Annotated in this window: 10 protein-coding genes; 5 read left to right on the top strand and 5 right to left on the bottom strand. The window is 42.9% G+C overall.

Features of this window, described 5'->3' with window-relative positions; genetic code table 11:
* Nucleotides 1-25: 25 nt before the first annotated feature.
* From C5469_RS03100 to C5469_RS03115, 4 genes are read right to left on the bottom strand one after another with little or no spacing between them, the layout of a single operon-like run.
* Entirely contained in the window at nucleotides 26-1,777 is a 1,752-nt protein-coding gene (locus C5469_RS03100) for an ABC transporter ATP-binding protein (protein ID WP_166302185.1), read from the bottom strand.
* Nucleotides 1,764-3,563 carry an ABC transporter ATP-binding protein gene (locus C5469_RS03105; RefSeq protein WP_166302188.1) on the bottom strand — a complete coding sequence of 600 codons (1,800 nt, stop codon included), beginning with the start codon at nucleotides 3,561-3,563 and terminating at the stop codon, nucleotides 1,764-1,766. Before C5469_RS03105 ends, C5469_RS03100 begins: the two co-directional genes overlap by 14 nt.
* Complete coding sequence (locus C5469_RS03110; protein ID WP_166302190.1) at nucleotides 3,550-4,800, bottom strand: MFS transporter; 1,251 nt, start codon at nucleotides 4,798-4,800, stop codon at nucleotides 3,550-3,552. Before C5469_RS03110 ends, C5469_RS03105 begins: the two co-directional genes overlap by 14 nt.
* Nucleotides 4,797-6,797 carry a TonB-dependent receptor gene (locus C5469_RS03115; protein WP_166302192.1) on the bottom strand — a complete coding sequence of 667 codons (2,001 nt, stop codon included), beginning with the start codon at nucleotides 6,795-6,797 and terminating at the stop codon, nucleotides 4,797-4,799. The genes C5469_RS03110 and C5469_RS03115 overlap by 4 nt, the downstream gene beginning before the upstream one ends.
* A gap of 296 nt (nucleotides 6,798-7,093) precedes the next feature.
* Here C5469_RS03115 and C5469_RS03120 point away from each other — a divergent pair, with 296 nt between their 5' ends.
* Entirely contained in the window at nucleotides 7,094-8,071 is a 978-nt protein-coding gene (locus tag C5469_RS03120) for a helix-turn-helix domain-containing protein (RefSeq protein ID WP_166302194.1), read from the top strand.
* A 96-nt stretch (nucleotides 8,072-8,167) separates the two neighbouring features.
* Here C5469_RS03120 and C5469_RS03125 read toward each other — a convergent pair whose 3' ends face one another.
* Nucleotides 8,168-10,021 (bottom strand): polyurethane esterase, encoded by a 1,854-nt coding sequence (locus C5469_RS03125; protein WP_166302196.1) that lies wholly within the window; start codon nucleotides 10,019-10,021, stop codon nucleotides 8,168-8,170.
* A 509-nt stretch (nucleotides 10,022-10,530) separates the two neighbouring features.
* On the opposite strand from C5469_RS03125, the gene bla reads away from it, so the two are divergent.
* The 4 genes from bla to C5469_RS03145 all read left to right on the top strand — a co-directional run bounded on the left by bla (nucleotide 10,531) and on the right by C5469_RS03145 (nucleotide 13,640).
* On the top strand, nucleotides 10,531-11,415 hold the full coding sequence (gene bla, locus C5469_RS03130; protein WP_166302198.1) for a class A beta-lactamase: 885 nt from the start codon (nucleotides 10,531-10,533) through the stop codon (nucleotides 11,413-11,415).
* A 97-nt stretch (nucleotides 11,416-11,512) separates the two neighbouring features.
* A complete protein-coding gene (locus tag C5469_RS03135) occupies nucleotides 11,513-11,767 on the top strand; it encodes a type II toxin-antitoxin system Phd/YefM family antitoxin (RefSeq protein ID WP_166302200.1) in 255 nt (84 codons plus the stop codon).
* Nucleotides 11,767-12,183 (top strand): type II toxin-antitoxin system VapC family toxin, encoded by a 417-nt coding sequence (locus tag C5469_RS03140; protein ID WP_166302376.1) that lies wholly within the window; start codon nucleotides 11,767-11,769, stop codon nucleotides 12,181-12,183. Before C5469_RS03135 ends, C5469_RS03140 begins: the two co-directional genes overlap by 1 nt.
* A gap of 464 nt (nucleotides 12,184-12,647) precedes the next feature.
* The gene (locus C5469_RS03145; protein ID WP_166302202.1) at nucleotides 12,648-13,640 is read left to right on the top strand and encodes a phage tail protein; all 993 of its coding nucleotides are present in this window, start codon (nucleotides 12,648-12,650) and stop codon (nucleotides 13,638-13,640) included.
* The last annotated feature ends 2 nt before the right edge of the window (nucleotides 13,641-13,642 follow it).

Consider the following 13,642-nt stretch of genomic DNA (forward strand, 5'->3'; position numbering starts at 1 on the left):
CGTAATAAGTCAGATAATAGGTGGGTTACACCTTATGCGGGTGTAAATGCCAATGCTCTTCTAAACCAAGGTGATTTTTCCAAAGAGATTGGTAAAGCGGACAACGTTTTAGTAATTCATCATGGGTACCGCTATCACGAAGGGTTCCATGATCCATCACCAATATTTGATCAGCGCGAGTTATCGTGCTTAGCCGATGAGCGATAACAAAGACGGTTTTATTCTGGGTAAGAGAGTTAAACGCTTCTTGTATCAACTGCTCATTTTCGGGGTCCAGCGAAGCCGTCGCTTCGTCCAGAAATAGAACGGGAGACTGTTTTAGAATAGCGCGAGCAATAGCAAGCCGCTGGCGCTCACCACCAGACAGCGTACCGCCATCCACTCCCAACGGTGTATCGTATCCTTGCGGTAATGCCATAATCGTATCGTGAATATTGGCAAGGCGAGCCGCCTGTTCCAGTTCCAATTGCGTTGCGTTGGAATCACCTAAACGGAGATTATTAGCGACAGTATCCTGAAATAGCGCGGTTTCCTGAAACACCATTGTGACGGTGTCATACAGAGCCTGAGTCTGGTAATGATGGATATGATTTCCACCCAGACGGATTTCACCTTTATCCAGTTGATAGAAAGAGAGCAATAAATAGGCCAGTGTGGATTTACCACTGCCACTTGGTCCCACAATGGCGGTCATACTGCCTTGCGGTGCATAAAACGAAACGTTTTGGATAGCAGGTTGACGAGTACCTGGGTAGCTAAATGAGATGTTATTAACTTCAACATCATATTTGGCTGGCGCTGCTAATGGCCCAGATGCCTGTGTAGCAACGGCTTCTATCTCTGCAATATGGGTTTCACCTACTTGCGTCAATGCAGTTATATTGAGCAGAGGAATGATCCCGCGTAAAGGGGTAATAGTGGCAAACAACAGCAGAATAGTGATAAGCATTTCCGAAAGTGTTAATGCTTCTGGTGAATTAAAGTGCAGGGTGCCCGCCAGAATGCCAACGACCACGCTGGTATCAATAATGATGTAAAACAGGCTCAATAGCGGAATACTTCTGAATACCCCGTGGCGAAATGCGACACGTAATTGGTCGATTTCGCGGTCAAAACGCTGTTCTACCGTTGTGGTCGCTGCCGCAGCACGAATAAAGGACATACCTTGGGCGTACTCTACAATGGCTTCAGATGCATCAGCCATCATAATGGCGCGCAGGCGCAATATTTCATTCAGTTTTTTGCGGATGGCCCCCAGGATGAGCATGCCAACCATCAGCACCAGTAATGCACTACCGGCAACAACCCAATTGAACCAGAATAAAGCCAGATAAATGAGAGTCAGCATCATAACCTGACAGGCGATTTGCGGTGTGGTATAGGCTGACTGGTTTTCCTGCCATTGCACATCTTCAGATAACGTCAGCGCTATTTTTCCGGCACTCAGTCCCCGAATTGTGGCTACGGACATGCTGACCAGCCGTTGTAGCAAAGAGCGCCGGATTTCTATACCTAATCCATAAGCAGCAATGGTGAGTTTACGTAATGCGCGGGCCATAAAAGCGAACCGGAGCAACAGTAAAACAACCAATAACGTCAGAATGATAAGCGGCAGCATATTGTTGCCACTATCCTCCAGATGAGTGATAGCCCAGGCAGCAATAGCAAGTTGAGCAATAATCGCAACGGTATCAAGCTGCTTATATAACAAGCCACTGAACCAAACCCGTTGCAGTTTTGGTGACAAATGTTGCTGGAGACGATTAAATAGCCCCATGATAATTTGCTCCTGTCCCGGTATTTCCTCTCCGCCAGGCAGACCACTGCCTGGCGTATGTGCCTTGCTGTGCGACTAGTTCATCATGAGTTCCTTGTTCAATGATTTGTCCTTTATCCAGGACCAGTATTTGATCAAAATGACGGATAGTCGGCAGGCGGTGGGCAATAACAATCACTGTCTTGTGGCGACATAAAGCATTGAGTGCTTGTTGCATCTCTTTTTCACATTCTGGATCGGCATAGGCAGTAGCCTCATCCAATACAAGAATGGGAGCGTTTTTCAGGATGGCTGCCGCAACGGCAATACGTTGTTTTTCTCCTACAGACAAGCTGATACCGTGGTTAAGCACAGTGTTGTAGCCTTGTGGTAACTGTTGGATAAATTGATGTGCTTGTGCCGCGACGGCAGCGGCTTCAACTTCAGCTTGTGAAGCATCAGGGCGGGCGAGTCGTATATTATTGGCTATCGTATCATTGAACAGAAATACTCGCTGGAAAACAAAAGAGATGTTATTACGCAGAGTTGGTTCGTCCATATTGCGGATATCCACCCCACCAACAGTAATCTGGCCTTGTTGAGGGTCCCAAAGACGAGCAATCAGGTTCGCTATCGTGGATTTACCAGAACCACTGGCACCTGTTAAAGCTAATGAACTGCCGGCAGGTATGGAAAACGAGATGTTATTTAACGCGTTATCCTGTTCGTCTTGATAGGAGAAACTAACATTATGCAAAGTAACACTATGATTGGCAGGTGTTTGACTCTGAGTGCATGGTGCCAGTTCAGGCTGATTCATTAACCAGCGATAGCGTGTGATCAGCGCCTCTTGTTGTTGCAGACGTGTCATCACCGCGAACATGGATGAAGCAATATTACCGAATGCCATTGCAGCCAGAATAAAGAAAGTGAATTCAAATAAAGAGATTTCTTGTCGGTTGAATAGCCAAACCGCCAAAGGGAGAACAAACAACAGATTGGCGCTGGATAGCACGAAAAACCGGCTGGATTTGACCTGCACTTTCTCAACCCAAACATCGATAATTCGTGTCAGGGAGGTAAACGCCCCTTCGGCACGCTGTAGCGCAACATTGCCGCCTGAATAGGTTTTTACTACAGGAATTGCATTGATAACTTCACCCATTGTCGAAGCAATACGATTTTGGGCTGCGTAAAAGCGCTGAGTAGTGGTTTGAACTTTCATCTGAATATAGATGAATAATAAACAAGCGCCTAAAGTTGGCGCAAATGCTGCCAATGCTAACCGCCAATCGATGGCTAACATGGCACTCAATGCGATCAGTGGACCGAACAAAGTTGCTGACATCTCTGGGATGATATGGGCAATACCATCCTCAAGTTGTTCTACGTCATCTAACATCATCTTCTTTATTTCGGTGCTGTCAGTCAGCATGAAGAAGCCTAAAGGAACGGACTTCAACTTACTGCTGATGTTACGACGAACATCGGCCTGAACATCGGCAGCGATCAAATGAGAAACGAACGTTGAACCACTAAAAGTCAACATAGCGGCAAAAGTGAAGCTTAATAACATGATGCCGTAACTCAGTAGCGTGTCATATTGCTCGTCATAGATAGATTGGGTAATCAGCCCGGCAATTGCTGCCGGTAGTATTTGCAGACCAGCGGAAACAATGGCAAGCGCAATAGCAACGTAACTCAGAGTGCGGTATGGGCGCATCATATTCCACAGCTCTTGAATGACGCCGGCATCAGCGGCGCGTTGTTCTGGCGAGTTTTGAACAGAAGAATCATTGCTCAGCATGTATATTCTCCTTTCGGAAATCACGGAACTTGCGCAATGTCCAGAACAGACCAGTGAGGGTGAAGAATGATGCAAGAGCGAAAAGGGAAGCGTAGTCTGCTTTGGTGACAATCATTCCACCTAGCACTGAACAGATGATCGCAATGCCCATATCTGCGGATTGCATCAACGCAAAATCCACACCAGACTGTGTGCCTGCCGCTAGAGACATCATCTGGGTATACAAGGCAACAAATTTAGCGGCGGTGATTAACGTGATGAAGACATATGCAGTTGAAAGTAGGGATAGCGGGGCTTCTGGTTGTTGGGCAAGCCAGAAAATACCCACCAATACCATACACTCAAGCAGCATCAGACCCAATAATGTTTGAATGGCACCTAATTTACGTACAATGATGCCGCCGAGTAAGACACCGGATAACCCGGCTAATGCACCACCACTGGCAGCAATGATGCCCAGTTGGGTTAAATCTACTCCGCGATCTATCAAAAACGGGGAGAGCATACCGAGTGAAAGGCGTGTACCAATCATACAGAGCAATATTAAAATCAGTGCCTGCTTAACGGGAGTACGGCGTAATGCACTCTTTAATGATGGTGCAACCAGAGCCTTTGAAGCATCCGATTCTTTCTTTCCCTGTGTTTCCCTGATGAATAAAACAGGCAGTGACATCAATAGAATCAATATGGCTAACACACCAGCACCAATATGCCAGCCATACAGTGAGATCAGATATAGAAACAGACCGCTACCTATAATGGACCCCAGATAACTGCCACCGACCTGCATGACATTACTCCAGGGGCGATGTTGTGGGGATAACCGGTCGATAGCATGACCATCTGTAGTGGTATCGACTATGGTCAGGCAAAGGGTGATCAGAAACAGACCCGTGATGATCAGCGGCATATGCTCAGCAGGTTCTGCTAATGACATTGAACAAAAAAGCAATGTAATTAACAAATTACCGCAGAGCATAATGCGGCGGGAGTTGGTATCTCCCGAACCTGATTTGCGATAACGCTCTACAATGGGTGCCCAGAGGAATTTGAACGCCCAGGGTAACATCAGCAGATAAAGTAGCCCTATCTTATCCGGAGTAACACCGTGGCTGCGCAGAAATGCTGGCATGCTTTGTAGCGTTAACATACCGATGGTACTTTGGATGGTGTAAACACCAGCCAAAGCCAGAAGCAGCGACGAGACATGACGGGGATGTGAGATATTATGCGTCATAGCGCAACGCTCACATCCAGTCCAACATTCAAGCCCTTACTGATCATACTGTACGTGTCTCCTAATGGGAAACTAGAGACACGGTACTTTTTGTTGCCCAGATTTTCGCCATAAAGTTTGACATTAATACCATGGGCCATTTCTAAACTTAATGAAGCGTCGTAGAGCGTATATCCACCTTGTTCAAGGGTATTCGCTTCATTAAAGTAGCTTTTCGAATAGTAGCGGGCACCGGCACTTAAATAGAGATTACCCGGTAGCAGGGTTTGATCAATCATATAGTCGAAACTTGCATTGAGCATGACATCTGGCGCATAAGGCAGACGTTTGCCGTTATAACTTACGCCAGTTTCTGAATCGGTTGCATCAGTGAAATTTGATTTACCAATACTACCGCCAAGTGAAAATTTAAGTCCTTGCATTGGCTTGATCTGACTATTTAGCTCAATACCTTTACTTTCCGCTTTTCCGGCGTTGCGGATAGACTGCATACCAACGGGTCCGACATAGATTTGTTTGTCTTTTGAGCGGATGTAGTAAACCGCGCTATCTAACGTCATGGCGTTATCAAAGAACGCCGTATGCCAGCCAAACTCATAATTGGCGGAGGTTTCGGTATCGTAAGACTTTCTATCATTGGCGGAGGAAACAATGTTATTGAATCCGCCGGGTTTATAACCTTTAGTAGCAGAAACATAGAAACGGGTATCTGGTGTCAATTGCCAGCCCAGAGCCGCTTTAGGTGTGAATTCGTTGTTGGAAACTTGGTTATCAAAAGCTTCGATGGCCATCATGCCAGAACGGCCAGCATAGTCTATCTGCGATTTTTCATGTGACAAACGACCGCCAAGGGTTAGATCCCATTGGGAAGCGACCGGTAGTTTAACTTCACCAAACAGTGCCAGTGATTTTGCTTTTATGGTGTTAAAGGCAGCGCCATAGTAACCAAGATCGCTGGTATGATGTTTGTTACTTTCATCTGAGAACCAACCTCCAAGAACGCTGCTAATCCCATTTGAATAGTTGGAGTTTAAACGCAGTTCTTGGGTTGTGGCGTGATGTTTCTCTTTCCATTTACCCCCGATGAAATCACGGAAAATATCGCGATCCTGATAGGACGTGACACTGGTTAATACACTGTTGCCAAAATCATATTCAGCCTTGAATGCATAACTGTTGACCCGTCTTGTCAGATCAGGGATAGAGCCTTCATATTTCTTCTGGCGGAATTGCTCGTCGGTTAAATAAAGTTCTTCATGTGAATTGAGATCTTCATGAGCAAAGCTAAGTTCAGCATTGAAAGGGGAATCTTCGGGTGCAAATGTCAGTTGTCCTTTACCTAGCCAGGTTTTGCTGGAGTCAATATTTTTATCACCACGACTTGGCATATCGATTTGCCCAGGTTCTTTTACCCAGCGTAGGCTAGTACTGCCATAAAGAATGTCCTCAATGAGAGGTATTGATCCGCTGAAGGAACCGCCTTGTTTCAACTTAGAATAATTACCAGAGAGATTAAGCCAAGGGCCCTCTTTTGGCGAACGGGTGATAATATTGATAACCCCTGCTTGTGCGTTTCCGCCATATAAAGTGCCTTGAGGACCACGTAATAATTCTACACGTTCTACGTTGATTAACTCTTGTGTTAGGAACTGGTGATCCTGAGGAACGCCATCAACATAAATTCGAACGGAAGGTGAATAGAAGTCGGGTGAACTGATACCCCGAATTGTGGTTGCTGAATAGGTTCGATTACCGCGTGAACGGATTTGTAAACCGGGGAAAGCACGCTCAAGATCTTGTACTTGAGTAATACCCGCTTGCTCAAGTTCTTCGCCCGTTTTAACCAAAACACTGCCGTCAACCTTATTTAATGCTTCTTCTCGTTTGTTAGCTGTCACAATCAAAGCATCTTCTGTGGCTTCAGGCGAATGTTCTGCCCAAACCATAGGTGAAATCAGGCAACATAAGACAGAAGCCTTAGCATATTTTTTTTTCATATGAATACTCTTTATGCCTTTTCAAATCATGTTTTACAAAAATTAAGTGTGGTAAAACAAAAAACATATAGAGGAGACTAACGGGAATAGAAAGGTAGAGCTAACGGGATAGGGACAAAAGTAGCGCGATACGTACTATTGATAATGATTATCATTAATGATAAATTGCGTGATATTTACATTCCGTATATATATATAAAATAAAAATATAATGTCTTTAATATGCACAAAATACTGTTTTAGTGTGGAAAGCGCTTTTGAAATGGTGTCTGATGCTAATTTTACAGGGGGATCTCATGGAGACGATCTATAGCAAGAAATTGGGAGTTTTCACTGCTGACCGTTGCAATTGCATGCATTTACAGGAGGAAAATAATACAAATCCCTCGTTGCTAACAGAGGAATTATCAGACGGAATTCACATAAACCGGATTCGTCTTGAGCTCAACAAAGATTTCACCGAATATTGTGAAGGGCCGCCAACGGTATCAATTGCTTTTGTTCTAAGCGGGAAGGGGAAAATGGCGATTGAGAACGGTGATGTTTTAGATATTAATCCAGGAACAATGGTATTTTTCTATTCACCTAAAATGACACGTGGCATGAATTTCTTTGGCTGTGGAACGTGGCATATTCTCGATATCCGTTTTTCTCTGAATGAAATTGAAGCTCAGGAGTTGCCATCTTTTACCAAATTGACGTCAGGTTTTGAGAAAAATGTTAGCTATAGTGATGTCTTGATGATGTCTAGCCCTATTTATCCGCCATTTATGCAGATAGTCAATCAAATAGAAGAATGTCAATTAAATGGCAATGTCAGAAAAGTTTATTTAAAGGCGAAGGCGTTAGAAATACTCGCTTGTGTGACGGCTCAAATTTATGATTGTCAATATAATGTGATTAACGGTTTGCAGCGCCGTGCTGTTTATAACGCAATAAAAATAATTAATAGTGATTATCATTACCCTTGGACAATAAAATCGTTATCAAGAGCGGTTGGTTTGAATGAGCGAAAATTAAAAGAGGGATTCCGCGCGGTTGTTTTCCGTACTTTCCATCAATATCTGGAAAACGTTCGTATGACCACAGCGGAAGATTTATTGAAAAAAGGGATGAGTATCATAGATGTTTCTGCTGCCGTGGGTTATTCCAGCCCAAGTCATTTTTCTAAACGTTTCCGGCAACATTATTTGATCAACCCTAAAGCATGGCAAGCGAAATATGCCGTGAGCCACACATTACTAGCAGAACATATTGCAGCGGAAAGTAAGTAAAAGTTTCTATTTTATCGTTGACTATTAAGGGAATTCTCAAAAGGTGGCCATTTTTGATGGCCACTCTATGGATAGGAATATCGCATGATTTTTATGTTATGCCAGTACTATATTGTCTGCGGATAGACTATCCATGCTGACGCCAACCAAAGTGACGGAGTTTTGTCCGAAGGTAAACACCAGATTATTATCTACCATAGAGGCGTGATCCAGATAACTACTTTCATCACTACTACCTTTGGTACCCAGGAACACCAGTTTGTCGGTTTTGTTGTAACCATAGATAATGTCTTGTCCAAATTCACCGTTGAACAGGAAGGTATTGTTGTTACCTTGGCTTTTCAGCACATCGTTTCCTTCACCGCCGACAAAAACATTATTGTTACCAAAGCCGATCAGAGTATCGTCACCATCCAGACCGAATAACCAAGATCCGGAGGTTTTGGCCGTAAGAGTATTATCCCCGTCGTTGCCGGTTACTGAATTAGCGTATTTCGTTAGCCCCTTATTGGAGGAGTACAAGCCGTCGTTTCTGACTTGAGAATCGACATCTTTGGTGAAAAACAGCCAGGTACTTTCTTTGCTTCTTATTGTGGCGATATCGGTAGCAATGGTGATACCACCTTGTGCATCGCGCAGATATAATGTACCCGCTTTGTCATAGGCTATTTCCTCACCTTTTAACGATTTCTGTAAGTCAAAGGTATTATGGCCTTTCCCGCCGGAAATAATGTTAAATCCGCCATCATCACGGAATATATCATTCCCGTCGCGTCCTTCCAGATAATCGTTTCCTTTACCTCCTTTAATTAGGTCGTTGCTGTCGGTACCGATAATAAAAGTACTGCCAGTGTGTTTCTCAGCATTTCGGTTTAAATCTTGCACCCAGGTATTTACACGAGCGACGTTGGAAAGATTGCTGACAACAATAGTAGAATCTTTATGAGTCAGATCGTAAAACACTGAATCTATAATGCGTTGCATGCCGCTTTGGTAAAACGGAGTGACATGCGAAACCCAGGTTGATGGGTTAGCAATAGAGAAAGGCAATATATTCCACCAGTCTGAGGCATAGTGATCGTTAAAGTTAACAATATTATTTGTCGCAGAATCCTTTGGTGCATCGTGTACGCCGGGTGATGAGGAAGTGACGCTGGTACCCGTTAAAACGCGGAATACTGGGTCATTTTCATATCCCACGTTCAACACCTTGCCGTCCTTCTCATACTGTGATGGCGAAGCGAAAGTTATGTAGTTAGACTGGGAGTAGAATCCACCCCATTTTTCATCACTAGCCTCCGCCATACTGTTTGTGGCTAATCCCCCCAAACTATGACCACTGACCACAATGTCACTTCCAGTCAGGCCATTAGCTTTAGCGTAATTAGCCACATGATCCAGCAGCCGGCCAAAAGCGTTCGGTGTATAGTTATTCGAATATTCTGTCTTTCCTAAACCGACCAATACGTTGTTGATAATATCACCGAATGTATCGGTAACTATCGTTTCCCGTGGGCCGCTGGTGCCACGAAATGCAATACCAATAGAAATCAAATTGCCGTCGGCATCATATTTTCCCATCACTTCCGCCTGGGCCGTGGAGTGACTTGATTTTTCGCCATAAAAGGTACCGCGGGCATCTGTTTTACCCTGATAGCCTAACTCGTCAGCGCTGATAGTAAACCATCCGGCTTCGTTAAGGTTATCTCGTGCTTGTTTTTCCGAATCTGGGTTCCAGGGCAATTTAGGCGTGATGCCTTGTGAGGTTGTACTGCCGATAATAGCCTTCAATAACGTTAATGGCATCCCTAAGCCAAAACCGTAATTGTAATATCCCTCGGCAAATCCACTCCCCAGATTATGATAAGCATACCCGGAAATAGCTTTAGCGTCGGAAAATAACTCTTTTGAAGTAGCGTCATCAAAATCTTTATACTGAAAAACACCCATGATGCATATCCTTGTAAGGTTAAAATAAGGTTAAAAGAGTGTTCTAAAAATATTAACGAACTAGGTAAGTATAGATTGTTACAGTTGATTTAAAGTTTAATTATCTGATAATTTATAAATTAGTGAGCCATAATGAATATTTGATATTTTTGTGTAATTTGTGTTGAATAATTATTAAATGGGTGCTAAAGGGCGGGCGAACAAGATTAAAAATGGGGTAAATGGTGGATGGCAATAGTTCATACCACTATAAAGGGGATTTATTAATTCGATTTGGTATTTATAAAAAAGTGTGAATGATGGTGGAAAAACTACATCATGGATTTACTCAATCAATTGAGTAAATCCATGAAATTTGTATTGATTCCATACAAATTACAGTAAATAACATCTCCATCTAAGCATATAAGGAGTATTTTATCGTGAATAGGCATGCCGTTTTGATGCTTTTCTCTCTATAATGAGCCTTTCTCATGTAATTCTACGATTTTATTTTGCGAGATCCAGATATGAAGCATTCTCCATTGCGGCGTTCACTGTTATTGGCTGGTATTACTCTTCCATTGGTCAACTTTGTTTTTCCCGCCTGGGCGGGTGTGATTCCTTCATCATTGCATAAACAACTTGCTGAGTTGGAAAATAGTGCGAAAGGCCGTTTGGGGGTGACACTGATCAATACTGCAAATGGTCAGGCGATCCAGTACCGGGGGGATGAACGTTTCCCTTTCTGTAGTACTTTTAAGCTGATAGTTGTTGCCGCAGTGTTGCACAAAAGTATGTCTCAGTCAGAGTTGCTAGCAAAACATATCAGTTACAGTGAGGCAGATTTACTGTCTTATGCTCCTATTGCTCGCAAACATCTGAATCAGGGGATGAGCATCACACAATTATGTGCTGCAACGTTGCAATACAGCGACAACACTGCAGCAAATCTGTTAATTAAAGAAGTAGGTGGATTAGAGGCTGTTAACCATTTTACCCAAAGCCTTGGGGACCATACATTCCGGCTTGATCGCCTGGAACCTGATTTGAACAGTGCCATTCCTGATGATCCCAGAGATACTACAACACCGGCAGCAATGGCGGCCAGTGTGAATAAAATCGTATTTGGAGAGGTTCTGGCTGCATTACAACGTGAGCAGTTGATCGACTGGCTCAAAGGAAATACTACAGGAGATGCCAGTATTCGTGCTGGTGTTCCGACAGGTTGGGTGGTTGGTGATAAAACTGGCAGCGGTGATTATGGTACCACTAACGATGTCGCCATACTCTGGCCGCCAAAGGGAGCACCTGTGGTTCTGGCAGTTTACTTTACTCAACATCAGCAAGATGCCGAATCACGCCGTGATGTGCTGGCTTCGGCTACGCGGTTGGTGATGGAGCATTTATCGTGATTTTTCCTGAAATGTAAAAGAATGGTGACAAAGTTGCACCCCCATGACAACATGTAGTAACGTACCTACATAAATTGCTGTTATATCGGGGTGTACTATGTCAATCACAACTTTATCAAGCCGGGAGCTTAACCAAGATGTTAGCGGGGCAAAGAAGGCGGCTAAAAGCGGCCCTGTGTTTATCACCGATCGCGGCAAGCCAGCGCATGTCCTGCTAACTTTTGAGGAGTATCAACGAATTACGAAGCAACGCCGAAATATTGCTGATGCTTTAGCAATGCCTGGTGTCGAGGATATTGAATTCAATCCACCACGAGCCACTATCAATAGTCGGCCTGCGAGTTTTTCATGATGTTTGTTCTTGATACTAATGTGGTGTCTGAGCTGCGAAAAGTTCGTGCAGGTAAGGCTAATGTTGGTGTCGCGGCTTGGGCTGAAGGCATTGATGCAACAGAACTTTTCTTGTCAGCTATCACTGTTATGGAACTGGAAACCGGCATCTTACAGATTGAACGACGAGATATCATCCAGGGGACATTATTGCGTTCATGGTTTAACCACCATGTTATGCCAGAGTTTACTGGGCGGATTTTGCTGGTAGATACCGCTGTAGCGCAGCGGTGCGCCCGGTTACATGTCCCTGATCCCTGCTCAGAGCGTGATGCACTTATCGCCGCAACTGCGCTGGTTCATGGTATGACTGTAGTTACACGGAATGTCATTGATTTTGAGTTGACTGGCGTACCAATATTAAATCCCTGGGTTTAAGGATTTAATATCTGAATAGTCATAATATTCATGTTTATATTAAGTAAGAAATAAACATGAATATTGATTAATTTATTAAAGTCAAAATAGAGTATTAAAAATATTATTTTATATAACTGGAAAGTCATTTTTACAACCATTATTCTATATTATTTCCTGTTTTATTTTTCGCTATTTTTCACATATAAATATTTATGATTTTTTATTATCAGTGGATTATAGTAAAGACAGGAAATATTGTCATAAAAATAAAAGTGGGAAATCGGAGTTGTGAATAATTATCAAATATTGACCTGATTATTTTTCACCTATTATACAAAAATAATTAACCCTGTAAGTTATAAAAACAATCCATTATTGTTTTTATGAACTAGACTATGACTGACCCCAATTGGGAGAAATTACTTGTACAATAATTTAATATGTTGATTATATAAGGGTATTATTTAATTTAAGAGGGGTATATGAGTCAAAAGAATGATTTCAAGGCATTTTCTATTAATAATAATGCTAATGTGGTAAGTCAAGAAAGATATGAGGAAGCTCAGGAGGTGAAGACAGGGTTTCCACCAGAAAATATCTCTACTCATGTATTAAATAAGGCATTGCGTCAATCGTCAGTTATATCATCTGTGATAGCTGATTTTATCGCGACACAATCTGGCGATGATATTTTGGATGATGGTGATATAGCTAAACTCACTGTTCAATTAAATCGAGCCTTAAAACAAAAAGTTACAGCAGAAATTCCCAGTGCCTCATTGACACAAAAAGGCGTTGTTCAGCTGACCAATGAGATGGGTAATAATGACACATTAGCAGTAACACAAAAGTTAGTTCAGGAAATAGTCAACTCATTGCGTGAAAATATTAATGGCAATGTACCCAATAGCCGGAGAATAAATGGTAAAACGTTGACTGAAGATATTAATCTGAATGCGAGTGACGTGGGAGCATATACTCGAGCGGAAGTAGATAAGCTGATAAAAACAACCAGTGAAATTCCTGTTGGCTCTCCTATTCCCTGGTCGTTGCCCCATCCACCTTTTGGTTATGTCACTTGTAATGGCTCCGCTTTTAGTAGATCACAATATCCGAAGTTAGCGGAAGCTTATCCTAGTGGTAGGTTACCCGATTTAAGAGGTGAGTTTATTCGTGGTTGGGATGATGGTCGTGGAATAGATAGTGGTAGAGCACTTCTGACAGGCCAGGGTGATGCAATTAGGAACATTACTGGAAGCTTCATAGCCCGAAAATTGGATTATAATGACAGCATAATTACTACAGCTGGTTGTTTTTCTCTGAAAAGCTCGCATTATCTTAGGAATACAACTGTTCTATCGAATGATGCTTATACAGCACATGATATAACTTTTGACGCATCACGTATGGTTCCAACCGCAAATGAAACTCGCCCTCGCAATATCGCATTTAACTACATCGTAAAGGCAGAATAATA

It is taken from the genome of Photorhabdus cinerea, from assembly GCF_011189575.1.
Taxonomy (GTDB): domain Bacteria; phylum Pseudomonadota; class Gammaproteobacteria; order Enterobacterales; family Enterobacteriaceae; genus Photorhabdus; species Photorhabdus cinerea.